The sequence below is a fragment of the Pseudomonas sp. P5_109 genome, assembly GCF_034009455.1.
Lineage (GTDB): Bacteria > Pseudomonadota > Gammaproteobacteria > Pseudomonadales > Pseudomonadaceae > Aquipseudomonas.
In genome coordinates this window covers 5,952,472-5,977,500 of sequence record NZ_CP125380.1, presented here as the reverse complement: position 1 = coordinate 5,977,500, position 25,029 = coordinate 5,952,472, and the positions used below count along the sequence as shown (strand labels likewise).

Genomic DNA, 25,029 nt, shown 5'->3' with positions numbered 1-25,029 from the left:
AAAAGCGCGCTTGACTGCGAGACAGACACGTCGAGCAGGTACGAAAGTAGGTCTTAGTGATCCGGTGGTTCTGTATGGAAGGGCCATCGCTCAACGGATAAAAGGTACTCCGGGGATAACAGGCTGATACCGCCCAAGAGTTCATATCGACGGCGGTGTTTGGCACCTCGATGTCGGCTCATCACATCCTGGGGCTGAAGCCGGTCCCAAGGGTATGGCTGTTCGCCATTTAAAGTGGTACGCGAGCTGGGTTTAGAACGTCGTGAGACAGTTCGGTCCCTATCTGCCGTGGACGTTTGAGATTTGAGAGGGGCTGCTCCTAGTACGAGAGGACCGGAGTGGACGAACCTCTGGTGTTCCGGTTGTCACGCCAGTGGCATTGCCGGGTAGCTATGTTCGGAAAAGATAACCGCTGAAAGCATCTAAGCGGGAAACTTGCCTCAAGATGAGATCTCACTGGGACCTTGAGTCCCCTGAAGGGCCGTCGAAGACTACGACGTTGATAGGTTGGGTGTGTAAGCGCTGTGAGGCGTTGAGCTAACCAATACTAATTGCCCGTGAGGCTTGACCATATAACACCCAAGCAATTTGACTACTCGAAAGAGCATCAGATTGCGGTGTGTGAAGACGAAAGAACCGAAAGTTCGAAATGCTCACAAAACACCGAAGCTATCACATACCCAATTTGCTGAAGCGCGGCCAGCTGGCCACGACTCAGTACCCGAATTTCTTGACGACCATAGAGCGTTGGAACCACCTGATCCCATCCCGAACTCAGCAGTGAAACGATGCATCGCCGATGGTAGTGTGGGGTTTCCCCATGTGAGAGTAGGTCATCGTCAAGATTAAATTCCGAAACCCCTATCTGCGTATGCAGGTAGGGGTTTTGTTTTTGCGCGTTAAAAAACAGGGTTGGTCGTTGCACATTTTGCACAGTTATTTTCAGCTCATGGCACTAGAATAGGCCCAACTTCTTCAGAATCAGAGCCTTTATGCTGGATCCGGTTGACGCCTCTGGGCTGTCAGAATTACCACTAGAAAATCTGGTTGCCTGCCATGAGTGCGACTTGCTCATGCGTAAACCCGAACTCGCCCACGGCGAAAAGGCCCTGTGCCCGCGCTGTGGCTACGAGCTTTATGCCAATCGGTATAACGTCGTACAGCGCAGTCTCGCCTTGGTCATCGCCGCCCTGTTGTTGTTTGTTCCGGCGAACTTTTTACCCATCATGCAGCTCAATCTACTCGGGCAATCTTCGCACGACACTGTCTGGAGCGGTGTTGTCGCGCTTTTTGACTCGGGCATGCAAAGCGTTTCAGTGGTTGTGTTCCTGTGCAGCATGGGGATCCCGCTACTCAAGTTACTGTGCCAACTGGCCGTGCTGTTGAGCATCCGTTTTGATGTCGGACGCAGCTACGGCTTGCTGCTCTATCGCATTTATCACCACATACGCGAATGGGGAATGCTCGAGGTTTATTTCATGGGCGTACTGGTGGCGATCGTCAAGCTGGCAGATATGGCAGCCATCACCGTCGGTCTTGGCCTGGCGTGCTTCATTGGTTTGTTGCTGATTCAAGTCTGGCTGGAGGTCGTAATGTCGCCTCACCAGATCTGGCAGGCGTTATCAGGAGAGGATGCCCATGCGGGCGATTGATGCAGGCATTCTGATTTGCGCGGAATGCCATGAATTGAACAGGCAGGAAGCTGATACCGATGAGCAAGTCTGTACGCGTTGCGGGGCGCTGGTGCATGCCCGTAGCCCCAATAGCCTGGTGCGCACCTGGGCATTGCTGATTACTGCCGCCATTCTTTACATTCCGGCCAATTTGTTGCCGATCATGACGGTGAACTCGTTAGGCAAAGGTGCGCCCAGCACGATCATGGCGGGTGTGATCGAGTTGGTGCACTACGGCATGTTCCCCATTGCAGCCGTGGTGTTTATCGCCAGTATCCTGGTGCCCACCTTCAAGCTGGTTGGTATCGCTTTGCTGCTGTTTTCCGTGCAGCGCCGCCAGCCACTTTCGGCCCGCCAGCGTATCTGGATGTACCGCTTCATCGAGTTCATCGGCCGCTGGTCGATGCTCGATATCTTTGTGATCGCCATCCTGGTGGCGGTCGTGAATTTCGGACGGCTTGCCAGCATTGAAGCCAATCTTGGCGCCATCGCTTTCGCCACGGTGGTGATTCTGACGATGCTTGCCGCAGTTACTTTTGATCCCCGACTGATTTGGGATAACACGGAGTCGGACGACGACCATGACTGATTTGCCTGTAGCGAAAACCCGACCGGCCTCGAACTGGTCTGCCATTTGGGTGTTGCCCCTGATTGCCTTGATCATTGGCGGCTGGCTCGGCTGGCGTGCTTACAACGAGACCGGCATCGAGATTCAGGTGCGCTTTGAAAGTGGCGAAGGCATTCAGGCCAACAAGACTGAAGTCGTCTACAAGGGCATGTCGGTCGGCAAGGTCAAAAGCCTCAAGCTCGATGATGAGGGCAGTTCCAAGGGTGTGATTGCCAGCATCGAGATGAACAAGGACGTGGAGCCATACCTGCGTACCAGCACACGTTTCTGGCTGGTCAAGCCGAGCGTAACGCTGGCCGGGATCACGGGCCTTGAGACGCTGGTTTCGGGCAACTACGTTGCGATCAGTCCGGGTGAAGGTGAGCCGGTTCGCAAGTTCAAGGCCCTGGCCCAGGAGCCACCGCTCTCCGATGCCCAGCCAGGACTGCACTTGACCATCAAGGCCGATCGCCTGGGCTCGCTGAACCGTGGCAGTCCGGTGTTCTACAAACAGATCAAGGTGGGCCAGATCAAGAGCTACGTGCTCTCCGAGGACCAGAGCACCGTTGAACTCAAGGTGTTCATCGAACCGACCTACGCCAAACTGGTGCGCAAACACACACGATTCTGGAACGCCAGCGGCATCAGCATCGACGCCAATCTGTCCGGTGTGAAAGTGCGCAGCGAGTCGTTGGCCAGCATCGTCGCCGGTGGTATTGCGTTCGCTACGCCTGAAAACCGCAAGGACAGCCCGCCTACCGACCCGAGCCTGCCATTCAGGCTCTACGAAGACTTCGATGCAGCCGCGGCCGGTATCCGGGTCAAGGTCAAGCTCAGCGACTTCGACGGTTTGCAGGCCGGTCGTACGCCGGTGATGTACAAAGGCATTCAGGTCGGCAATCTCAAGGCGCTGAAGGTCGATCCCGATCTGTCCGGGGCCACCGCCGAATTGACGATGGACCCATTGGCCGAAGATTACCTGGTGGACGGTACGCAATTCTGGGTGGTCAAACCGTCGATTTCCCTGGCGGGGATTACCGGCCTGGAAGCACTGGTCAAAGGTAACTACATCGCTGTGCGTCCGGGCGACAAGGGATCCGCACCGCAACGCGAATTCGTCGCGCGGCCCAAGGCGCCACCGCTGGATCTGCGTGCACCGGGCCTGCACCTGGTGTTGTTCACCGAAAACCTTGGTTCGCTGGAAGTCGGCAGTCCGGTTCTCTATAAGCAGGTCAAGGTCGGTTCGGTACAGAGTTATCAGTTCTCGCGCACCAAGAAGCAGTTGATCATCGGTGTGCACATCGAGAAGGAATACGAGGATCTGGTCAACGCCTCGACACGCTTCTGGAATGCCAGTGGCATCACGCTCACGGGTGGACTGACCGGTGGGATTCAAGTCAAAAGCGAATCGCTGCAAAGCTTGATGGCCGGCGGTATTGCCTTTGAAACCCCGGAAACCAAGGCGCCGCTACAGAAGCGCATTCCGCGTTTCCGCTTGTTCGCCAGTCATGACGACGCCACGCAAAAGGGCACGGTGATCAGCATCAAGGTAGACCGCGCCGATGGTCTGCGTACAGGCACGCCGATTCGCTTCAAGGGCCTGGATGTCGGCAAGATCGAGGACGTTGACCTCAGCGAGGATCTGCAATCGGTATTGCTGACCGCGCGGATTACCGAAGTGCCGGAGCGTATCGCCCGGGTCGGTAGTCAGTTCTGGGTGGTCAAGCCTGAACTGGGCCTGATCAAGACGTCCAACCTCGAAACCCTGGTGACCGGGCAATACATCGAGGTGCAACCGGCACTGAAGAATCTGGGACCGCAGAGCAACTTTGTCGCTTTGCCCACGGCGCCGGAAACGGCCAAGCAGGAAGCGGGATTGAGTCTGGTGCTGAGCGCCGCTCGTCGTGGTTCGCTGAAGACCGGTGTGCCAGTGACCTATCGCGAAATCACAGTGGGCAAGGTGACGGGTTATGAACTGGGGCAGACCGCTGATCGTGTCCTGATCCATATCCTGATCGAGCCGAAGTACGCGCCACTGGTACGCAGCGGCACGCGGTTCTGGAACACCAGCGGTTTCGACTTCGATGTCGGCCTGTTCAGGGGGGCAACGGTGCGTACTGAGTCCCTGGAAACGATGATTCAGGGCGGTGTCGCCTTTGCCACGCCGGACGGAGAGCGCATGGGCAGCCCGGCTCTACCGGAGCAGACGTTCGCACTGTTCGACAAGTTCGAAGACGAATGGCTGACCTGGGCGCCGAAGATCTCCATCGGCAAGTAGTCTGGATCTGATCAGGCGTCTGTGATGACGCCTTCGCGGGCAAGCCCGCTCCCACAGGGGAATGGGTTGTTCCTGAAGAAATGCGATCAAATGTGGGATCGGGCTTGTTCGCGAAGGGGCCCTTGATCCCACGAACATCTGATTCAGTGCCCACAAAAAAGGCCGCGATCCAATGGATCGCGGCCTTTTTATTCCCATCAATTAAAGCGAATCAGACCGCATCCAGCTCCGGTTCATCCGCTTGTTCGTTGACCGTCGCCTTCACCTGATCGTGACGACGAATGTACTTCCAGTCCGCCTCGTCGATATAGATGCCGGCCGGGCCGCTGCCGCCTTCCAGGTCGATGGCGACACTGGCGCAGACCTGCGGCTTCACGCTCGCCAGGATCGGCACGAAGCCCAGTTGCAGGCTGGTTTCCAGCAACGCGGCCTGGTTCTTCTCATCGATGTCCGCCGCCTCGTCGAGGTAGTACGGCAGGCGCACGCGACCGGCCTGGTCACGGTCCATCAAGTGCAGCAACAAGTACATGTTGGTCAGCGCCTTGATGGTCATGGTGGTGCCGTTGGAAGCGGCGCCGTCGATGTCGGTGTGGATCACCGGTTGCCCATTGACCTTGGTGATCTCGAACGCCAGTTCGAACAAGTCCTTGAGGCCGAGCTGGTTGTGGTTGGCCGCCACCAGCCGCGCCAGGTACTCCTTAGCTTCTTCGTTCTTGTTGTCCTGTTCTGCGCTCTGGCTCAGATCGAATACCGACAGGGTTTCGCCTTCCTCGTACTGGCCGGCGCTGTGGATGATCTGGTCGATGTGCTTGAGCGCTTCCTTGTTCGGTGCGAGCACGATGCGAAAGCTTTGCAGGTTGGAGACCTGGCGCTTGTTGATCTCGCGGTTGAACAGCGCCAGTTGGTGTTCGAGGCTGTCGTAGTCGCTGCGGATGTTGCGCAGGGTCCGGGCGATGTCGGTCACGGCAGCACGGCGCGCCTTGCCCAGGGTCAGGGCTTCGTCGGTGCGGTGCGCATAGGCGTTGATCAGCAGTTGCAGGCGTCGCTCCATATCGTCTTCGCTGTCGAATTTGGCCACACCCTTGAGGCGCACCTGGGCGTACAGCGCTTCGATCTGGCCGTCGGCCCGCAACAGGCCCTGCCAACTGTCCTGGTAGTCGTTGAGCAACGGCAGCAGGTTGTCCATGGAATCGTCGATCGGGTCCATGAACGGCGTGCCGAATGGCAGGTCCGACGGCAACAACTGACGGCGGCGCAGGGCGTCGTCGAGGGTGCGTTGCTTGGCTTCCATGTCGCCGATCTGCCGGCCGACCAGTTGCAGCTTGGCCGACAGTTGCTGGACGCGTTCGGTGAAGGCATCGCTGGAACGCTTCAGTTCGTCCTGGGCGGCTTCCATCTGCGCCATCTGTTCCAGCTTGTCGCCTTCCTCGGCGCTCAGGGTTTGCGCGCGACGGAAATCTTCCAGGGCTTTCTGCGCATCCAGCACTTGCTGGTACAGCACTTCGGTCTGGGTCTTGCTCGCGGCGCGGTCGGCGGCCACGGCTTGCTGGGTTTTCAGTTGCTTGAGTTCTTTTTCCAGGCGTTCCTTCTGGTCGCGCAGGGCCGCGCGGTCAGCCAGGGCCTGCAACGCCGGTGGTTCGATGTGCGAGATGTCGATGGACAGGCCCGGTACTTCGAAGCGTTCACCTTTGAAGCCATCGAGGATCAGCTCAACGGATTTCACCCAGTCGCCGTTCTCGTCGAGGGTGATGCCATGTTCACCCAGCGGCAGGCTGAACAGTGCGCTGTTGAACAGACGCATCAGACGCTCGACGTCTTGCTGCGAAAACTCTTCGCGCAGGCGGGCATAGCTGTTGTTGTCGGCGTGATCGAGTTGCTGCTTGACCGACTTCAGGCGTTTTTCCAGGTCGCGCAGGCGCTCGTCCAGGTCTTCGGCGCTGAACTGGCGTGACTGCGCCAGCGCACCGGCCAGTTCGTCGTGGGCATCCTTGGCGGCCAGCAATTGCTGTTCCAGGACCTTGACGTCATCGACCAGGGCAAAGCGATGCTTGAGCACTGACAGCTCACCGAGCCAGCGTTGGATACCGGTGATTTCCCGTTCCAGACGCATCAGTTCCTGAGTGCCGCCGCGCTGGTCGTTTTGCAGGGCGTCCTGCTCGTTGCGGTAGTGCTCGGACTGGATGGTCAGCTCTTCCTTGCGCGCACTGGCATAGTCCGACCAGGTGCCCAGCAGGGAATCGAGCAACGGCGAGATACGGTGCAGTTTGCCGCGCAGTATGTCGCGTTGCTTCACGCCATTGGCCAACGCCTCGACCAAGGGACCTGCGGCGACCAGCGAGTTGTAGTCCTGCTCCATGCGGCGTACATCGCGGAACGCTTCTTCGCACGCGGCAATGTAATCGACGCTGCCGGAACGCAGGCTGTGCTCGAAGGCATCGAGGAACAGTTGCTTGAGCTTGGCCGCGGTGATTTCGCGCATGTGCAGCAGGTTGATGAACAGTGCGCGGAAGGTCTTCAGGCTCTGCTCGCTGGTGGAGCGCAATGGAATCAGCGTCAGGTCCAGCGGGATCGAGGTGTGACCACCGACCAACAGGCGGCGCAGTTCGTCCGGCTTGAGCTCGTAGGCTTTCAGGCCTTCGCGCTCAAGGTTGGTGAACAGTTCTTTCTGACGCAGGCAGGTGTCGTTTTTCTGGTAGTGGGCCAGGTCCAGTTTGCCCGCGTAGGCAAAGAACTGGTGACCGAAACCGCCCCCCGGGCCACGGCCGACTACACCGATCACATGCGGGCCGTGGGGCAGGTTCACTTCCACCAGGATGTAGCTGGTGTCCGAGGCGAAGTAGAAGCGCCGGGACTGCTCCAGGCTGTACTTGCCGAAACTCATGTCCGACATGCGCGCGAGGATCGGGAACTGCAGGGCGTTGATCGAGGCGGATTTACCGAGGTTGTTCGCGCCGTACACCGATAGCGGTTCTTCCAGCGGGAACAGGCCGAGGCTGTAGCCGGCGGTGTTCAAAAGGGCAAAGCGGCGGATGCCGTAACGTTCCTTGCTCATGCGTCGAGCTCCTGTTCTTCGGCAATGGCGCGGGCCAAGGCGTCTTCTTCGCTTTCATCGGCAAACTCCGCGAGGTCGAGCGGGTCGTCTGTCTGCAGCAGTTTTTCGTCGCTGTCTTCGTCGATCAGCACCGGCACTGGCAACGGCAGGACGCTGTGCAGGCTGGCGGCCAGGTCGCGGTCCTGCTGCACCGACAGGCACACATCGAGGAAACGGTGCATCGGCGGCAGGAAACGATAGATGCCGTTTTCTTCGCTGGCGAAACCGAGCTGGGTCATGCGGCGCATGATCTTTTCTTCCAGCTCGTCCTGGGTCTGCACTTCGGCCTGGATGAACAGGTCGCGGTACTTTTCCAGCAACGACGGCAGCTCATCGCGGCCGAGGCTGCCGCCATCGAGCACGGAGATCGGGTCGCGGCCCTGGTCGGCCAGGTGCTCGACGAGGATGAAGGTGAACAGCGCCAGGCGCTGGGCGGTCTTGTTCACCGCTGCGGCCGCGAGGTCCGGCACGAAGTAGTAGAAGCCGCGGGTGTCGCAGACCAGTTCAAAGCCCAGGGCCTTGAACAGCGTGCGGTACTGGTCCTGGAAGTTCGACAACTGTGCGTACAGCTCCGGATCGCGGCGGCTGACGTGATAACCCTTGAACAGCTCGCGAAAGATCGGCGCCAGCTGGGACAGTTCGGATAGATCAAGATGCATAAGGAGTGCTCGCAGAATCCTCGGCGGCGGTGTCGCTGACCGAGAGCAGGGCGAAGGAGCGCAGGCTGACCTGGTGCTCGTGAGTATGGTATTCGCGACGTTCCAGACGCTCGCGCTTGAAGCGTTTTTCCCGCGACAGGCGTGAGAACCAATACAGCAATTCGTCGGTGGCACCGTCCGGTTCCTGCTCCAGCAGCCAGGTCATCAGGTCCGGCATCGGCAGGGCGTCTTCGCAGCGTTCGAGCATTTCCCGAACGGTGCGAGGCGCGCGTGGTGCTTCGCCTTTGTGGGTCTTGTGCGCCTTGGGGAAACGCGCCGGTTTCGGCTCGAAACGGGCCAATGCATATACGTAGGCTTCGACCTGGCTGGCACTGCCGAGGAAAGTGCTTTGCGGGCGAGTGAACATCGGCATCGCCGCTTGTGGCACGGCGTCGATGCCCTTGCGACGGATCATCGACAGGGCCAGCGCAGCGCCACGGGTCACGGCGTTGTGCCGGCGTGCTTCTTCACGCAGCGGCAGCAGCAATTCGCGGGCATGACGCAGGGTCAGCTGGGCGCTGGTCTGCATTTCGAGGATGCGCGCGTGGGTACGCAACAGCATGTCATCGTCGACCAGGTGGCCAAGGCGCTGCTGCTCGCTGAGCATCTTCAGCAGGACGGTTTCGACCTTGCGCACGCCTTGTTCGAAGGCACCGTCGGCGTTCACCAGGTCAATCATCGGCTCGACGTATTCGTCCCAGGTCGCCAGCACTTCAGCGTAACGCTGGCGCAACGGAATCTGCCGGTCGCTGGTTTTCGCCCGTTCCGCGACGGCCACCAGTGCCTGTTCGTCGTTATCGAGCTTTTTCAGCACGTCACGCACGCGCATGTCGAGCAGACGCAACTGGCGGGCGAGGTCATTGCCATCGCGAATATCGAACGCGTCCTGGATGTAGCCGGCCAGACGCTCAAGGTGGCGCAGGTAGGCTTCGATCTCCAGGCACAGGCCCAGACGGTGTTCACGGCGCAGATAGGCGAGGAAGTCGTGAATCTGCGCATTGAGCTCGAAACGGTTCGGGCTTTTGGCCACGGGAACCAGGATATCGAGGCGAATCCACACATCGAGCAGGCTGGTGATGTCCTGCGGCGTACTGTCGAGTTGCTGGGCGGCCAGTTGCGTGCGCAGTTCGTTCAGGCTCAGTGTGCCTTGGTCGAAGTGCTCGCACAGTGGCTCCAGAAGTGCCCAATGTTCAGCGAGGGCGCGCAAGACGCGCTTGGGTTCGATCATCGGAATGGCCGGCTGGTTGGCGATTAAAAGCCGCGATTGTACTGCATCGGGCGCGATGCGATTCAATCTCGGGACGGGCTGTCGCATTCTTTCGATAAAGAGCATCGGTCGAGGGTATCGATCAACAGCAAGCGATATTGAGCGAACGGCGGTAGAATCAGCGCACTTTAGTTATCCACAAGTGGCCGACCTTTGCTTATCGAGTCCCGTCGTCGCGCTTATCTGGCCGCCATGCAGGTGGTCAACTGGCTGCCGCGCACCGAATTGCCCTTCGCCGCGCCGTCGCGGCCCGAGCTGCTGGAGATCCCCGAACCGGCCGTGGTCGCGCCTGTCGTGCCTGCTGTCGTGGCTGATACGCCCGTGGCGCCTGTGGTCAAACCGACCGAGCGGGTAAAGATCGAGGTGCCACGGCCATCGCTGGCGAGTACGCGCACCGGTGCCAAACCGGTGGAAGAGGCCGAAGAGGCGCCGGTCTTGGTCAAGGCGCCTGTCGTGCCGCCGCCGCGTTTCGCCCTGCAATTGCTGCGGGCCGGGCGTTGCCTGCTACTGGTGGAGTTACCCACAGGCGAATCCTTCCAGAGCCGTGATCCTGCCTACCTGCTGCTCAAGGACATGCTGCGCGCCGCCGGTCTGCCGGACAGCCCGCAGATCGTCGGTGAGCCGGTGCGGTGGCCGTTGCTGGTGCGTGGCACGATGGATCAGGGGCCGGAAGCGGCCCGCGACTTCGTGCAAGGTTTTCTTTCGGTGCGCATGGAAGAAACGCCTTGTGCCTGCCTGTGGCTGATCGGCCTGCCCGCCGTGCGATTTGCCGGCGAAGCGGATGCCGAGGCGTTCAATCGCGAGTTGCAGATCGAAGGCCTGGGCTCGGCCTGGGCAGTGCCGGGCCTGGAATTATTAATGGAAGAGCCACAGCGTAAGGCTGATGTCTGGCAAGCCATGCGTCGGCTGATGGCGCGCTGGAAAGAATCGAATGAGTGACGCTGTATCGTTTCGCCCGATGACCGAGGCCGACCTGGAAACCGTACTGAAAATCGAGTACGCGGCCTACAGCCACCCCTGGACTCGTGGGATTTTCCTCGATGGCCTGGGCAAGTATCAGATCTGGCTGATGTTCGAAGGTCAGCAGCAGGTCGGCCACGGCGTGGTGCAGATCATCCTCGACGAGGCGCACCTGCTGAACATTACGGTCAAGCCGGAAAATCAGGGCCGTGGCCTGGGGCTGACCTTGCTTGAGCATCTGATGTCGATTGCCTACAAGGCCGACGCCCGGGAGTGTTTCCTGGAAGTGCGCGACAGCAATACCGCGGCGTTCAAGCTGTATGAACGGTATGGTTTCAACGAGATCGGCCGGCGTCGGGATTACTACCCGGCGGTGGGCGGGCGTGAAGACGCGGTGGTCATGGCCTGTACTTTGGTGGATTGAAGCATCATTCATTGTGGCGAGGGAGCTTGCTCCCGCTGGGTCACGAAGCGCCCCCCGAGAGCATTGGGGGAAGTGTTTTGCGACTGCTTCGCAGCCGAACGGGAGCAAGCTCCCTCGCCACAGGATCAATGTTTTTTGTCGAGAGGATCGCGCCGCGCCAGTTCCTCTTCATCCAGGCCATTACCACCACCAATATCGTCCTCATCGACGATGCTCAGGTCCCAATCCGCGCGGCTGTTATTGCCCGCTTCCCGGGCATCTCGGGCACCATCTTCACGGATCAGGGTTTCCGGGCTCATGTCGTCGTCGGTAGGTTGATGGTCGCTGGTCGAGGCGCCGGTCAGGCCCGCGTTACGTACGCGCTGGCCTGGCATCAGTTGCTCGCGCTCGCCGTCCGGCAGTTCGTCACCGATCCTGGCGCTGGGTTCTTCGGTTTCGAAATCCAGCTCGCGCACCGAGCCCATGCGGTCTTCGTTGTCATCGACGGGTTCCGGTTGCACCGCATCGTACGGACGTCGTGAATCATTCATGGTAATTCCTCATACTGTAGGCCTTACTACGGTTGACCCACGTGGGTACCGAGAATTCAACCGGCATGGAGCCCGTGTTCCGGATCAGGAGAGCATCTGCATTTCGCGCGTGACCCCGACGGACGGTTGTCAGTCAAAGCTGCGCATCATTCTTGAGGCTTCATTGCATGAACGAATTACAAGATCTGATTGATAACAACGAGCGTTGGGCCGCTGCGATCAAGGAGGAAGATCCTGACTTCTTCGCCAAGCTGGCTCGCCAACAGACCCCGGAATTTCTCTGGATCGGCTGTTCCGATGCCCGGGTACCGGCCAACGAGATCGTCGGCATGTTGCCGGGTGATCTGTTCGTACACCGTAATGTGGCCAACGTCGTGCTGCACACCGACCTCAACTGCCTGTCGGTAATCCAGTACGCGGTCGATGTACTCAAGGTCAAACACATCCTCGTCACTGGCCACTATGGCTGCGGCGGCGTGCGCGCCTCGATGCAGGATCGTCAGTTCGGCCTGATCGACGGCTGGCTGCGCTCGATTCGCGACCTGTATTACGAAAAGCGTGAAGAGCTTGCTAAATTGCCGACTGAAGAAGAACGGGTCGACCGTCTCTGCGAGCTCAACGTGATCCAGCAGGTGGCCAACGTCGGGCACACCAGCATTGTGCAAAACGCCTGGCACCGCGGGCAGAGCCTGTCGATCCACGGCTGCATCTATGGCATCAAGGATGGCCGTTGGAAGAGCCTGAATGCCACCATCAGTGGTTTCGAGCAGTTGCCGCCGCAGTACCGCCTGCGTCCTTTCGAACCCCTGTAAAGCCCTTCAGCCAAAACTTTGCCGACGCCACTGTTGCAAAAACAGCTGGCCGTCGGCGTTTGGCTGTTCATCGTAGCCGGTGATCCAGCCCCGGCAGTTGTACGAACCGCAGCGGCAGGCGAACTGGCGCAGCAGTTTGTCTTCCGTGGCGGCATAGTCCATCGATAGCCCGTCGCCTTTCTTAATGTCTTTCAGCGCCCATAACCACAGATCACTCATGTCGAGAAACACGTTCGGGTCGCAAGAGTGATGCAGCAGCCCGCAGAAGCGCGGGTCGTAAACATGCACACCGGGCGCCAGTTGCCGTGTATGCCGGCAGCGATAGGGCAGCAAATGCCCAGACGCCCGGCAGATACGAGTCATTCGCGCGAATTCGCTCCGGGCCGCAATGGCCGTGGCCTGACCCTTGGCGTTTTCAATGATTTCGAAGTCGGCCAGGGACGGAAACCCCAGGCGAACGGGTAGCTCCGAAAAGGGATAAACACCTTGCGGTTGGGGGCGACTTCCTTGAGCAGCGTGAGATTTCATAACGATCCTTGTCGGCAGGGTGCTGCGACTTCGGTCGGCTGACGATCCTGTCAGTGCTGCAGCACATTGGGGCGTCTTTAGGCTGTCGTAAAAACAACGGTATTTCTACTGTCATAACTGACAGCACAAATACCGTTCATCGTCTTGAGGGGCTGGTGCCGGGGCTGGAGAGTCGCCCCTGGTTGTCTACGTGATGGTGTTCTTCAGGTTTGTGTTACGGCATGACGGGCGGGGTATAGGCCAACGTTGTCCCCAGTGCCCACAGCAAAAACAGCACTATCGGCGTGTGCACCAGCAACTGCACGAACGAGAAGCCGATCAGGTCCCGCGCCTTCAAGCCCAGCACGCCCAGCAATGGCAGCATGTAGAACGGGTTGATCAGGTTCGGCAAGGCTTCGGCGGCGTTGTAGATCTGCACGGCCCAACCCAGGTGATAGTTCAGGTCATTGGCCACCTGCATCACGTATGGGGCTTCGATGATCCACTTGCCGCCACCGGACGGAATGAAGAAACCGAGGATCGCCGAGTACACACCCATCAGCAGGGCATAGGTGTCGTGGGAGGCAATGCTGACGAAAAAGGTCGAGATGTGGTGCGCCAGGGTTTGCGCATCGGCGCCTTTGACCGTGGTCATCAGGGCGGCGATCGAGCCGTACAGCGGGAACTGGATCAACACGCCGGTGGTGGTCGGCACCGCGCGGGATACGGCATCCAGAAAGCTGCGCGGACGCCAGTGCAACAGGGCTCCCAGCATGATGAACAGGAAGTTGTAGGTGTTCAGCCCGGAAATCGCACTGATCGCCGGTTTGGTCGAGAACTCGTGGAACAGCCACCCGGCTGCCAGCAACACCAACAGAATTGTCAGCAGCGGGCTGTGTTCCAGCCATTCGCCGGGGCGGGTGCGTGGTTGCAAGGGTGGCAGGTTGAAACTCGGATCGACACCACAGGCCTTGGCGTCACGCGCCGAGTTCGGGCCTGGTGCGGTGGCATAGGCGATGATCAGCGAGATCACGATCAAGGCCAGCAACATGGCACCGGACTGCCAGAGGAAAATCGTCTGTGTGAACGGAATCACCCCGGTGATCGACAGAATCGAAGGCGGCAGGCTAGCCGGGTTGGCTTGCAATTGCGCAGCCGATGACGACAGGCCCAATGCCCACACGGCACCGAGACCGAGGTACGCGGCGGCACCCGCGGCGCGGTAGTCCATTTTCAGATCGGTGCGGCGGGCGAGGGCGCGCACCAGCAGGCCGCCGAAAACAAGGGACAAGCCCCAGTTCAGCAACGAGGCGACCATCGAGATCAGCGCGACCCAGGCCACGGCGGAGCGGCCGTTTTTCGGGATTTTCGCCAGACGGTCGATCAGTTTTACGGCGGGTGGCGAACTGGCGACCACATAACCACCGATCACCACGAAGGCCATCTGCATGGTGAAGGGAATCAGGCTCCAGAAACCATCACCAAAAGCCATGGCGGCGTCGGTGGGTTTGGCACCCATGGCCATGGTGGCCAGGGCCACGATAATCACTGCCAGTGCAGCAAACACCCAGGAGTCGGGGAACCAGCGTTCGGCAAAGCTTGAGCAGCGCAGGGCAAAGCGGGCGGAGCGGCTATCTTCGATATCGGCGGCCACGGGAGTACCTCGGATTTTTATGTTTGTTGTGGTCTTCGGGGCAACGCGGGCCCCTCTGGACAGACGCCAACATTAATTCAAGCGCGAGTTTTTTGCGGGGCTGATTTGTGGCTATGGGACTTTGGTCTAACGGGTTGTCCGCCGCTGCGTTTGCGTAGACCATGGGCGCCTTGGTTTTTGCCTGTGCCAGAGTTCTTTACATGACTGCCAACACCGATTCGCGCCCGGCGCCGTTCAGCCGCTCGGACTACAAGACCCTCGGGCTCGCTGCCCTCGGCGGGGCGCTGGAAATCTACGACTTCATCATCTTCGTGTTTTTCGCCCTGACCCTCAGTCAATTGTTCTTCCCGCCGGAAATGCCCGAGTGGCTGCGCCTGCTGCAAAGCTTCGGGATCTTCGTCACCGGCTATCTGGCGCGACCGTTGGGCGGCATCCTGATGGCGCACTTCGCCGACCGTCTGGGGCGCAAGAAAGTCTTCAGCCTGAGCATCCTGATGATGGCGTTGCCCTGCCTGCTGATCGGGATCATGCCGACCTACGCGCAAATCGGTTATTTCGCACCCTTGCTACTGTTGCTCCTGCGCATCCTCCAGGGCGCGGCGGTGGGCGGCGAAGTGCCGAGTGCCTGGGTTTTCGTCGCCGAGCATGCGCCTGTCGCCCATCGCGGCTATGCCTTGGGCTTCCTGCAAGCGGGGCTGACCTTCGGCTATCTGATCGGTGCCTTGACCGCGACTTTCCTGGCGCAGGCCTTCACCCCGCAGGAAATCCTCGATTACGCCTGGCGCTACCCGTTCCTGCTCGGCGGCGTGTTCGGGGTGATTGGCGTGTGGCTGCGTCGCTGGCTCAGCGAAACCCCGGTGTTCATGGCCATGCAGACGCAGCGCGAGGCAGCCGGCGAGCTACCGCTGCGCACGGTCTTGCGCGAGCATCGCCTGGCCATTTTGCCGGCGATGATCCTCACCTGTGTGCTGACCTCGGCCGTGGTGGTGTTCGTGGTCATCACCCCGACCATGATGCAGAAAACCTTTGGCATGACCGCCAGCCATACCTTCGCCCTGAGCGCACTGGGCATCGTGTTCTTGAACATCGGCTGCGTGCTCGCCGGGCTGCTGGTCGACCGCATCGGCGCCTGGCGCACGGTGATGCTCTATAGCCTGCTGCTGCCGCTGGGCATCGGCGTGCTTTACAGCTGCCTGATCACGGGCGGCGACTGGATCGGCCTGGCCTACTCCGTGGCAGGGTTGGCCTGCGGGGTGGTCGGCGCGGTGCCATCGGTGATGGTCAGCCTGTTTCCGGCACGGATTCGCGTTTCGGGCATCTCGTTCACCTACAACATTGCCTATGCCGCATGGGCGAGCATCACACCGCTGTTGTTGATCGGTCTGATGCCGTGGAGCCCATGGGTCTGCGTGATATTCAGTGTGGTGATGGGGACGGTGGGCGTGGTCAGTGCGGCGTACTTCGGTGTGCGGATGCCGAAAACTGCTGGCTGTTCGGCCGCTGGCGCGCATTGAATGCGGTGAGTCGTGACTATTTTTGTAGGACAATCCTGAAGCGCGCTTAAGTAAATGTTTCCAAGGCCGATGGTTAGGCTGCATATCGCTTTCTACCCCTGTCCATCGGTGCTTTCCCATGTTCAATAAACGCTTGAAGCAGGAGCTGTCGGCTCTTCGTGAAGAACTCTCCAGCCTCCAGCAAGTGAAGGAAAGTCTGGAAAGCGAGATGCTGGTGCTGACCCTCGATAGCGACGGACGGGTTCAGTCGGTCAATCAGAACTTCCTTGGCGAAATGCATTACAAGAGCGGCGACTTGATTGGCCGGCACATCGACGAACTCGTCCCGGATCACGTGAAGTCCGACGAATTCCACCAGCGCTTCAAGAACGCATTGACCCGGGGCGAGCATTTCGCCGGTGCGGTGCGCCTGTTGCGCGGTACGGGCCAGGAAGCGTGGTTGCGTTCGATCCTGCAACCGGTGCGCTCGGCGGATGGGCGGATCAAGTGTTTTTCGATCTTCTCCAGCGACCTGACCCGCACCATCGAGGCCTCCCGCGAGCACGAGAACCTGATTGGCGCGCTGGTGCGCTCCACGGCGGTGATCGAATTCGACCTCAACGGCAACGTGCTGACCGCCAACGATCGCTTCCTCGGTGGCATGGGGTACAGCCTGGCGCAGATCAAGGGCAAGCATCACCGTACCTTTTGCCTGCCGGATGAGTACAACAGCGCCGAGTACCAGAACTTCTGGCGTCGCCTGAACGCGGGTGAGTACGTGGCCGACCGTTTCAAACGTATCGACAGTCATGGTCGTACGGTCTGGCTGGAGGCGTCCTACAACCCGGTGGTCGATGCCAACAACAAGCTCTACAAAGTGGTGAAGTTCGCCACGGTGATTACCGATCAGGTCAATCAGGAACAGGCCGTGGCCGAGGCCGCCAACATTGCCTACAGCACTTCGCAGCAGACCGACCAGAGCGCTCAGCGCGGTAATGCCGTGGTGACCCAGGCCGTGGACGTGATGCGCGACCTGGCCAAGCACATGCAGACAGCCGGCGATGGCATCGAAGCCTTGAACGAGCAGTCGCTGGTGATCGGTACCATCGTCAAGACCATCAGCGGGATTGCCGAGCAGACCAACCTGCTGGCGCTCAACGCGGCCATCGAAGCGGCGCGTGCGGGCGAGCAGGGTCGGGGGTTCGCCGTGGTGGCGGATGAGGTCCGGCAACTGGCGTCGCGGACCAGTCAGGCCACTGACGAAATCGTCCTCGTGGTGCGGCAGAACCAGGACATGGCGCGCAACGCCGTGGCCCTGATGACCGATGGCAAGCTCCAGGCCGAGCAGGGCCTGGCACTGGCGGCGGAAGCGGGCACGGTGATTGTCGAGATCCAGGACGGTGCGCAGAAAGTGGTCGATGCGGTGGGGCAGTTTGCCAATCAACTCACCCACTGACCTGCGACCGGCTCTTGGTGGGAGCAACTGTCTTCACCATGCAACTCGTCACCGCCATCGCTGGCAAGCCAGCTCCAACAGGGAATCACGGGCAGGCACAAATCCCGGGATCGCCCAATAAACCTGTGGGAGCGGGCTTGCTCGCGAAAGCGGTGTGTCATTCAACGCAACGGTAACTGAATTGACGCCTTCGCGAGCAAACCCGCACAGGGTTGCGTGGGCGCTACAATCGGCTCTTTCTCCAGGAGCAGACTTCCATGAGCGTTTCCCACCGTCGTCCGGTTCCCTTGGCCAAGGCTTATCGTCTGCTTAATCACGGGCCGACTGTGCTGGTCAGCGCGGCCCACGATGGCCAGCGCAACATCATGGCGGCCGCCTGGGCCATGCCGCTGGATTTCGAACCGCCGAAAATTGCCGTGGTGCTGGACAAGTCCACCTGGACTCGCCAGTTGCTGGAAGCCGCGGGCACTTTTGTGCTGAACGTGCCTTGCGCTGCCCAGGCCGACATTGTGCAGACCGTCGGCTCGACCTCCGGCCTGGAATTGACCCGGGGCCAGGGCCGCGACAAGTTCGAGACCTACGACTTGCAGGCCTTCACCGGCGAGTCGGTCGATGCGCCGATGCTCGAGGGCTGCGTGGCCTGGCTGGAATGTCGTTTGCTGCCAGAGCCGAACAACCACCAGCAGTACGACCTGTTCCTGGCCGAGGTGATTGCCGCCCAGGCCGACGAGCGCGTATTCAGCGAAGGCCGCTGGCACTTCGAAGGGCAGGATGCCTTGCGCACCTTGCACCATGTCGCGGGCGGGCATTTCCTGAAGATCGGCGATCCGGTGGATGGCAAGACGCTGCAGGCGTGAGCCAGTAGGCGCTCAAATCCACAGATCATTCTCGGCCGTGCGCTCGCCACCTTCGCTGCCCGTGTTGAGCACACCCTTGGGTTCGATCAGCAGGAGCTTTACCTCCTGATCGGCGCAGGGTTTGTGTTCGACGCCTTTGGGCACTACATACATTTCCCCGGCGTTCAGCAGCACGTGGCCATCACGAAAATCGATGCGCAACCGGCCCTCCAGAACGATGAAGGCTTCGTCGGTATCGACATGGTCGTGCCAGATGAAATCCCCCAGCAGCTTCACCACCTTGAACTGGTACTCGTTCATTTCGGCGATGACCCGGGGTGACCAGTGGGAATCGATCCGGCTGATTTTTTCAGCGAAGTTCAGGCTTTCGTAAGCAGTCATGAAACAGCTCTCGCGGTTGTTGGTGAACCCACGATAGCCAGCGGCTCGATGTGCTTCTTGTACGATTGTGCGTGGCTCAGCAGCGCTGCATCTTCATCCAGCGGGCCGGAGACAGGCCGTAGGTTTTGCTGAATTGCCGAGTCATGTGGCTCTGGTCGGTGAAGCCGGCGATCAGCGCCGCGCTGACCAGCGTCTGCCCCTGAATCAGCAGCGCGCGGACCATGTCCAGGCGCCGCATCGTCAGGTAGCGATAGGGGCTGGTGCCGAACAACAGGCGAAAATCCCGCGACAGGCTCCAGCGATCCCGGCCACTGTGCTGCGCCAGTTCATCCAGGGTCACCGTGCGATCGAGGGCGCTGTGGATGTATTCCCGGGCGCGCTGCGCAGCGATGTAGTCGAACCCAGAGCGTTTGGTCGGCACACCGCCAACCGTGCTCAAGGCTTGTGCCAGATCGAACAGCGCGTCCTGCTCTTCCAGTGGGTCGAGCGGGCAATCCAGGCTGCGCAGCAGCGCTCCCGTGGCGGCGAACAGACGTGGGTCGTTCGACAGCCCGGTCTTGATGAACGGCAGCGGCTGACCGCCGAGCATCTGCTGGATCAGTGCGGGTTCGATGTACATCATCCGGTACTGGAAACCGGACTCGGTGCCGGCCTCGCCATCGTGGGCTTCGTCCGGGTGCAGCACAATCGTTGTGCCCGGCAGGCTGTGACGCCTGCCACCGTGATACTGAAAGCTCTGCACCCCGGCCAGGGTGTGACCGATGGCATAGGTGTCGTGGCGGTGAAGGTCGTAGCCATGGCCGGCAAAAAACGCCTCGAAACGCTGCAGCCCGCCGACATCGGGCGCGCGATGGAACCAGTCATTGCGGGGCAGTTGCTTGGCCATGGTGATGATTGTCTTTGGATCGATGTGCAACACGGTAACCCAGCCAACGGTTCCCTGTCTTCTGATCGGATGGCGGGTTGCCCGCTAGAAAACCAAGGGCAAATACTGCACTGTGGGGCGCATTCGCTACAGGTCCTTTTTTATTTGTCAGGATGAGGCCAGGTCATGAGCAAGTTGCGCGTGGGGATCATTTTCGGGGGCCGTTCGGCCGAGCATGAAGTGTCGTTGCAATCGGCGAAAAACATTGTCGATGCGCTGGATCGCTCGCGTTTCGAACCGGTGCTGATCGGCATCGACAAACAAGGCCATTGGCACCTCAACGACCCGTCCAACTTTTTGCTGAACCAGGAAAACCCGGCGCTGATTGCCCTCAACCAGTCCAATCGCGAATTGGCCGTGGTGCCGGGCAAGGCCAGCCAGCAACTGGTGGAAACCTCCAGCCAGGAAATGCTCGGCCACGTCGATGTGATCTTCCCGATCGTACACGGCACCCTGGGGGAGGACGGTTGCCTGCAAGGCTTGCTGCGCATGGCCGATCTGCCATTTGTCGGCTCCGATGTGCTCGGCTCGGCCGTGTGCATGGACAAGGACATCAGCAAGCGCCTGCTGCGCGATGCCGGCCTGGCCGTGACGCCGTTCGTCACATTGACCCGCGCCACGGCGGCACGCACCGGGTTTGCCGAGGTTCAGTCCAGACTCGGTTTGCCATTGTTTGTCAAACCGGCGAACCAGGGCTCGTCCGTGGGTGTGAGCAAGGTTACCGACGAGGCTGAATACAGCGCAGCGGTGGAGCTGGCGTTGAGTTTCGATACCAAGGTATTGATCGAATCTGCCGTCAGCGGCCGTGAGATTGAATGTGCGGTACTCGGTAACGAAGAGGCCATCGCCAGCGGTTGCGGCGAGATCGTGGTGCGCAGCGGGTTCTATTCCTACGACAGCAAGTACATCGACGACTCCGCAGCAGAAGTGGTGGTGCCGGCCAATATCAGCGTCGAGGCCAGCGAGCGCATTCGCGCCTTGGCCGTAGAGGCGTTCCAGGTGCTGGGCTGCTCCGGCCTGGCCCGTGTCGATGTGTTCCTGACTGACAGCGGCGAAGTGCTGATCAACGAAATCAACTCGCTGCCCGGCTTCACCCGCATCAGCATGTACCCGAAACTGTGGCAGGCCACCGGCATGACCTACAGCGAGCTGGTGACGCGATTGATTGAGCTGGCGCTGGAAAGGCACCAGGTTCGGCAGGAGTTGAAGATCAGTCGTTGAGCGGAGTTCTGGCAAAAGCTGAGCCCGATCAAACGTGCTTGACCGGTTTGATCAGGCTCTGGGCGGGTATCCCGAATAGCTCGTGCAGTTTCCAGATCATCGGAAGCGTCAACGCTCGTTTGCCATTGAGTACTTCATAAACACGATTTGTGCGGCCGATGGCAGGCGCAAGATCGGCAGCGGACAACCCGGACTGCTCCATCCTGAACTTGATCGCATCGATAGGATTGGGTAAGTCGACCGGGAAGTGCTTCGACTCATACGATTCGATCAGCGTAATCATGATGTCAAAGTAATCTCCCTCGGGAGTGCCAATCTCTGGTTCATTCTCAAACAGTGCAGACACGCTCTTGAGGGCGGCGCGGTAATCCTCTTCGGTGTGAATCGGGCGAATGTTCATGGGTTACTCCATTTCGACGTTATCAGCGTCGACTGCGTCGTACTGCTTGTGAGTTCCGACAAATTTTATGTACACGGCGCCAAAGCGATAGGCCACGGCGACTATCAGCCTGAAGTCGTTACCCTTGATGTTGAACACGACTCTGCGGCTTTTGAGAATACTGGCTGTAGCGAAGTGCAGCTTTATGTCGGCAGGCGTTTTCCAGGCTGCATTCCTTACCTCGTCAATCCAGGCCAACAAAGGTTGTTCTGCGCTCGGGTATCTCTCCCAAAATTGCTTCAGCTGATTGATGGCGATGATTCTCATGGCATGATCCTAGTCCCATGGTGGGACTGATGCAAGTCTGTGGAGGCGCGGAGACTCTAACCAGGACGCAATTGTTTGTGGGTAGGAAAAAGCAGCGGGAGAGAGGCGTCCTGGACTCTTTATCTATAAAAAAGGCCTACCTACCGGTAAGCCATTTTTCATCCCCGCGTACGACTCAATCCCCCAGCGCTTGCCCCTCACGCCGCGGATCGGCGCCCCCTGTCAGCGACGCTTTGCCTTGCGCGTCCTTCACCCGAACGATCGCTTGGGTGCCGCTGGTCATGTCGATCTCGCTCACGCTGTGCCCTTTGTCCTTCAGCGCCTGAATCAGCGCGGGGCTGAACTGGCCCTGTTCCAGTTCGGTGGGGCCATTGCGGCTGCCGAAGTTGGGCAGGTTGATGGCCGCCTGGGCATCGAGGTTCCAGTCGAGCAGGCCGATGGCGGACTTGGCCACGTATTCGATGATTTGCGAGCCGCCGGGGGAGCCGACAGTCGCGAGGAATTCACCGCTCTGGCGGTCGAAGATCAGGGTAGGGGCCATGGAGGAACGCGGGCGTTTGCCGGGTTCGACGCGGTTGGCGACTTTCTGCCCGTTCTCTTCGGGGATGAACGAGAAGTCGGTCATCTCGTTGTTGAGCATGAAGCCCTGAACCATGATGTGCGAGCCGAACGCCGACTCGATGGTGGTGGTCATCGACACGGCGCCGCCTGCGTCATCGACGGCCACCACTTGCGAGGTGGAAATCCGCAACGGCGAACGGTCAGGCGCGTAGGCCACCTGGATGCCTGGTGGAGTGCCGGGTTTGGCCGTGCCCATGCTGCGCTCGCCGATCAGGGCGGCGCGGCTGGCGAGGTAGGTCGGGTCGACCAGGCCCTTGACCGGCACGGTTACGAAGTCGGTGTCGGCGACGTACTGTGCGCGGTCGGCGTAGGCCAGGCGTTCGGCTTCTGAGATCAGGTGCACGGCTTGCGGATCGGGTTCGATGCCGGCGGGGGCGTTGGTCTTGACCGGCTTAAGCGGTGCGAGCGCCAGGCGCTTGTCGCGAGCCTCCAGGGCTTGCAGTGTGCCGAGGATCTGTGCGACGGCGATCCCGCCCGACGACGGTGGCGGCATGCCGCAGACTTGCCAGCGCTTGTAGTCGGTACATAGGGGCGCACGTTCCTTGGCCTGGTAGTGGGCGAGGTCGCTCACGGACAAACTGCCGGGGTTGGCGTGACCCTGCACCTTGGCCGCGATTTCCTCGGCGACCGGGCCTTTGTACAACGCATCCGGGCCTTCGTGGGCGATGCGTTTGAACACGGCGGCCAATGCCGGGTTCTTCAGGTTTGTGCCGACGGCCTTCGGGCTGCCATCGGCATTACGGAAGTAAGCCATCATTTCCGGCGAGCGCGGCATGGATGAATCCGCGGCGATCAACTGGTGCAGACGCGGCGAAATGGCGAAGCCTTGTTCGGCGAGCTGAATGGCCGGTTCAAACAGCTGCGCCCAGGGCAGGCGTCCGTGTTTTTGATGGGCCAGTTCCAAAGCGCGCAGCACACCGGGAGTGCCCACCGAGCGACCACCGATCTGCGCCTCCTTGAAGCCCATCGGTTGCCCGTCGGCTTGCAGGAACAGCTTCTCGGTAGCGCCGGCCGGGGCGGTTTCACGGCCGTCGTAGGTGCGCACGGCCTTGCCATCCCAGAGCACGATCAACGCGCCGCCACCAATGCCCGAAGACTGTGGCTCGACCAGCGTCAACACCGCTTGCATCGCAATTGCCGCATCGATGGCCGAACCGCCCCGGCGCAGCATCTCCCGCCCGGCTTCGGCCGCCAGCGGGTTGGCCGCTGCTGCCATGTATTTTTCGGCGTGCTGGGTGCGCAGGTCGGTTCGGAACCCGGAAGCGCTTTCCGGTGCGAGCGGTAGCGTCGGCACCGTAGCGTTGTTGCAGGCGGCCAGGCTCAAGGCACTGGCGAGCAGAAGCAGGGCTGGCAGGCGATAGCGGCGCAAGGGGAGGGTTGAGAACACGTGGGGCACTCCGTCCGTTGGATCTGGGATCAGTGGACTTTATCGGCCGACCGGGAGGGACGCAAACCGGGTCCCACGGCATTGACGTTTTTGTCCTTCATCAATCGCGGAATTTTCTGTAGGGTCGTTGCCAACAGGCAGGCCAGAAGATCAACAAGAGGCAGACATGCAAACCGAGTTTCCAACCCAGCCCAGCTATCGCACCCAGCGTGAACAATTCCTGGCCGCCGCGACCACTGCAGGCGCAACGCTGACGGAGTATCCACACCCGCTCAAAGGCCCGTTCGGCGAACAGCTGAGCACCGATGTGGCGGTGCTGGGCGATCCGGGCGCCAAGCGGCTGCTGATCGCGTTGAGCGGCACCCACGGGGTCGAAGGCTTCTATGGCTCGGGCTGCCAGTTCAAATGGTTGCAAGAGTTGGGCAAGCGTACCCTGCCAGCGGATGTTGCCGTGGTCATGATCCACGCCATCAACCCTTGGGGCATGGCGTGGTTGCGCCGGGTAAACGAAGACAACATCGACCTCAACCGCAATCACCTGGATTTCCAGCGCCCGCTACCGGATAACCAGGCCTACAACGCCCTGCATGAAATCTATGCCTGCCCGCAGTTGTACGGCCCTGAGCGTGAGCGTGCCGATGTCTTGCTCGAGGAGCAGATTCGCCTGCATGGCTGGCCGGCAGTAATGTCGATCGTCGAGGGTGGTCAGCATGCGCATCCCGATGGCCTGTTTTTCGGCGGGCTGGCGCCGAGCTGGTCGAACCGCACGCTGCACCAAATCATGCAAAAGCACATCGCGCATGCCGAGGTCGCCATGTGTTTCGACTTGCACACCGGTGCGGGCGAGTACGGTCATCCGATGTTGTTGACCATCACCGAGTCCGCCTATCCGGCGTTGCCCGATGCGCAGGCGATCTACGGCCCGTGGCTCTACAGCCTGCAAACGGGCGCCGACACTGTCAGCGAAACCGGTGTGGCCGCGACGGCCACCGGCTACACCTCGCAGGCGTTGATCAATGCGCTGCCGCAGGTTCGGCTGATGCCTTTCGTCATCGAGTGCGGGACGTACCCGGGGCAAGACGTTCACCGGCATCTGCGTGATGACCACTGGCTGCATCTGCACGGCAATCCGAATGACGCGACAGGGCGCGGGATCAAGCTCAGTCTGCTGGAGCAGTTCTATCCGGCGGATAGCGATTGGCAGGCGATGGTCTGGTTGCGCACGTGGCAGATCTGGGAGAAAGCGTTGTCGGCATTGCCGATGGTTCGCCTCTGATCGAGGCGTGCATGCGGTGCGGGATTTTCCTGTCACCGCAGCGCATTTTTTCGAGGCATAAAAAAACGGCCTACCTTGCGGTAAGCCGTTTTTAGTACTTGGTGGCTACACAGGGACTTGAACCCCGGACCCCAGCATTATGAATGCTATGCTCTAACCAACTGAGCTATGTAGCCAAGTGGCGCGCATTATTCACCGGTAACGG

The 25,029-nt window shown here is 60.2% G+C and carries 22 protein-coding genes, 1 tRNA gene, 2 rRNA genes and 1 pseudogene (1 of these 26 only partly in view); 14 read left to right on the top strand and 12 right to left on the bottom strand.

Going from position 1 to position 25,029, the window contains the following annotated elements; translation table 11 throughout:
- From QMK54_RS26510 to QMK54_RS26490, 5 genes are all read left to right on the top strand, one after another.
- Positions 1-572 (top strand): 23S ribosomal RNA (locus QMK54_RS26510) (it extends 2,320 nt beyond the left edge of the window).
- A gap of 157 nt (positions 573-729) precedes the next feature.
- Positions 730-845: ribosomal RNA gene (rrf, locus tag QMK54_RS26505) — 5S ribosomal RNA — on the top strand.
- Between the two features lie 147 nt (positions 846-992).
- Positions 993-1,652, top strand: coding sequence for a paraquat-inducible protein A (locus tag QMK54_RS26500; RefSeq protein WP_110662323.1), 660 nt, complete (start codon positions 993-995; stop codon positions 1,650-1,652).
- The gene (locus QMK54_RS26495; protein ID WP_110662324.1) at positions 1,639-2,262 is read left to right on the top strand and encodes a paraquat-inducible protein A; all 624 of its coding nucleotides are present in this window, start codon (positions 1,639-1,641) and stop codon (positions 2,260-2,262) included. Before QMK54_RS26500 ends, QMK54_RS26495 begins: the two co-directional genes overlap by 14 nt.
- Positions 2,255-4,558 (top strand): intermembrane transport protein PqiB, encoded by a 2,304-nt coding sequence (locus tag QMK54_RS26490; protein WP_320401591.1) that lies wholly within the window; start codon positions 2,255-2,257, stop codon positions 4,556-4,558. Before QMK54_RS26495 ends, QMK54_RS26490 begins: the two co-directional genes overlap by 8 nt.
- A 211-nt stretch (positions 4,559-4,769) precedes the next feature.
- Here QMK54_RS26490 and mksF read toward each other — a convergent pair whose 3' ends face one another.
- From mksF to mksB, 3 genes are read right to left on the bottom strand one after another with little or no spacing between them, the layout of a single operon-like run.
- Positions 4,770-7,610: an Mks condensin complex protein MksF gene (gene mksF / locus QMK54_RS26485; protein WP_223588332.1), complete on the bottom strand. Its 2,841-nt coding sequence runs from the start codon at positions 7,608-7,610 to the stop codon at positions 4,770-4,772.
- On the bottom strand, positions 7,607-8,308 hold the full coding sequence (gene mksE, locus QMK54_RS26480; protein WP_103396153.1) for an Mks condensin complex protein MksE: 702 nt from the start codon (positions 8,306-8,308) through the stop codon (positions 7,607-7,609). The genes mksF and mksE overlap by 4 nt, the downstream gene beginning before the upstream one ends.
- Entirely contained in the window at positions 8,298-9,575 is a 1,278-nt protein-coding gene (gene mksB, locus QMK54_RS26475; protein ID WP_223588335.1) for an Mks condensin complex protein MksB, read from the bottom strand. Before mksB ends, mksE begins: the two co-directional genes overlap by 11 nt.
- Before the next feature lie 231 nt (positions 9,576-9,806).
- On the opposite strand from mksB, the gene QMK54_RS26470 reads away from it, so the two are divergent.
- Positions 9,807-10,553 carry an energy transducer TonB gene (locus tag QMK54_RS26470; RefSeq protein WP_320402949.1) on the top strand — a complete coding sequence of 249 codons (747 nt, stop codon included), beginning with the start codon at positions 9,807-9,809 and terminating at the stop codon, positions 10,551-10,553.
- Positions 10,546-10,998: a ribosomal protein S18-alanine N-acetyltransferase gene (gene rimI / locus QMK54_RS26465; RefSeq protein ID WP_007978046.1), complete on the top strand. Its 453-nt coding sequence runs from the start codon at positions 10,546-10,548 to the stop codon at positions 10,996-10,998. The genes QMK54_RS26470 and rimI overlap by 8 nt, the downstream gene beginning before the upstream one ends.
- Positions 10,999-11,123: 125 nt before the next feature.
- Here the strand turns inward: rimI and QMK54_RS26460 are convergent, their stop codons facing one another.
- Complete coding sequence (locus tag QMK54_RS26460; protein ID WP_223588337.1) at positions 11,124-11,528, bottom strand: serine kinase/phosphatase; 405 nt, start codon at positions 11,526-11,528, stop codon at positions 11,124-11,126.
- 167 nt (positions 11,529-11,695) lie between these two features.
- Between QMK54_RS26460 and can the strand changes: the two genes are divergently transcribed.
- Entirely contained in the window at positions 11,696-12,340 is a 645-nt protein-coding gene (gene can / locus QMK54_RS26455; protein ID WP_103396157.1) for a carbonate dehydratase, read from the top strand.
- A gap of 6 nt (positions 12,341-12,346) precedes the next feature.
- On the opposite strand, the gene QMK54_RS26450 is transcribed toward can, so the two are convergent.
- Positions 12,347-12,868, bottom strand: coding sequence for an SET domain-containing protein-lysine N-methyltransferase (locus QMK54_RS26450; protein WP_320401590.1), 522 nt, complete (start codon positions 12,866-12,868; stop codon positions 12,347-12,349).
- Between the two features lie 214 nt (positions 12,869-13,082).
- Positions 13,083-14,501 (bottom strand): short-chain fatty acid transporter, encoded by a 1,419-nt coding sequence (locus QMK54_RS26445; RefSeq protein WP_223588343.1) that lies wholly within the window; start codon positions 14,499-14,501, stop codon positions 13,083-13,085.
- 200 nt (positions 14,502-14,701) lie between these two features.
- Between QMK54_RS26445 and QMK54_RS26440 the strand changes: the two genes are divergently transcribed.
- The 4 genes and pseudogenes from QMK54_RS26440 (at position 14,702) to QMK54_RS26430 (ending at position 18,307) form a co-directional block, all read left to right on the top strand.
- Positions 14,702-16,015 (top strand): MFS transporter, encoded by a 1,314-nt coding sequence (locus tag QMK54_RS26440; RefSeq protein WP_223588346.1) that lies wholly within the window; start codon positions 14,702-14,704, stop codon positions 16,013-16,015.
- Between the two features lie 118 nt (positions 16,016-16,133).
- Positions 16,134-16,862, top strand: a pseudogene (locus QMK54_RS31325) (PAS domain-containing protein); the annotation flags it as partial.
- A complete protein-coding gene (locus QMK54_RS31320; RefSeq protein ID WP_413787379.1) occupies positions 16,842-17,450 on the top strand; it encodes a methyl-accepting chemotaxis protein in 609 nt (202 codons plus the stop codon). The pseudogene QMK54_RS31325 and the gene QMK54_RS31320, both read left to right, overlap by 21 nt.
- Before the next feature lie 257 nt (positions 17,451-17,707).
- Positions 17,708-18,307: a flavin reductase family protein gene (locus tag QMK54_RS26430; RefSeq protein WP_320401589.1), complete on the top strand. Its 600-nt coding sequence runs from the start codon at positions 17,708-17,710 to the stop codon at positions 18,305-18,307.
- Positions 18,308-18,319: 12 nt separating this feature from the next.
- Here QMK54_RS26430 and QMK54_RS26425 read toward each other — a convergent pair whose 3' ends face one another.
- Both QMK54_RS26425 and QMK54_RS26420 read right to left on the bottom strand, forming a co-directional pair.
- Entirely contained in the window at positions 18,320-18,688 is a 369-nt protein-coding gene (locus QMK54_RS26425; protein ID WP_320401588.1) for a cupin domain-containing protein, read from the bottom strand.
- Between the two features lie 76 nt (positions 18,689-18,764).
- Positions 18,765-19,574: an AraC family transcriptional regulator gene (locus QMK54_RS26420; RefSeq protein ID WP_223588349.1), complete on the bottom strand. Its 810-nt coding sequence runs from the start codon at positions 19,572-19,574 to the stop codon at positions 18,765-18,767.
- Positions 19,575-19,739: 165 nt separating this feature from the next.
- Here QMK54_RS26420 and ddlA point away from each other — a divergent pair, with 165 nt between their 5' ends.
- Complete coding sequence (gene ddlA, locus QMK54_RS26415) at positions 19,740-20,834, top strand: D-alanine--D-alanine ligase (protein WP_320401587.1); 1,095 nt, start codon at positions 19,740-19,742, stop codon at positions 20,832-20,834.
- A gap of 28 nt (positions 20,835-20,862) precedes the next feature.
- On the opposite strand, the gene QMK54_RS26410 is transcribed toward ddlA, so the two are convergent.
- The 3 genes from QMK54_RS26410 to ggt all read right to left on the bottom strand — a co-directional run bounded on the left by QMK54_RS26410 (position 20,863) and on the right by ggt (position 23,548).
- Entirely contained in the window at positions 20,863-21,234 is a 372-nt protein-coding gene (locus QMK54_RS26410) for a helix-turn-helix domain-containing protein (protein WP_160390437.1), read from the bottom strand.
- Positions 21,235-21,237: 3 nt separating this feature from the next.
- Positions 21,238-21,540: a type II toxin-antitoxin system HigB family toxin gene (locus QMK54_RS26405; protein WP_223588353.1), complete on the bottom strand. Its 303-nt coding sequence runs from the start codon at positions 21,538-21,540 to the stop codon at positions 21,238-21,240.
- A 175-nt stretch (positions 21,541-21,715) separates the two neighbouring features.
- Positions 21,716-23,548 carry a gamma-glutamyltransferase gene (ggt, locus tag QMK54_RS26400; protein ID WP_320401586.1) on the bottom strand — a complete coding sequence of 611 codons (1,833 nt, stop codon included), beginning with the start codon at positions 23,546-23,548 and terminating at the stop codon, positions 21,716-21,718.
- Positions 23,549-23,714: 166 nt separating this feature from the next.
- Between ggt and QMK54_RS26395 the strand changes: the two genes are divergently transcribed.
- Positions 23,715-24,824, top strand: coding sequence for a DUF2817 domain-containing protein (locus QMK54_RS26395; RefSeq protein ID WP_320401585.1), 1,110 nt, complete (start codon positions 23,715-23,717; stop codon positions 24,822-24,824).
- Positions 24,825-24,923: 99 nt separating this feature from the next.
- Here the strand turns inward: QMK54_RS26395 and QMK54_RS26390 are convergent.
- Positions 24,924-25,000, bottom strand: a tRNA-Met gene (locus QMK54_RS26390).
- Positions 25,001-25,029: the final 29 nt, after the last annotated feature.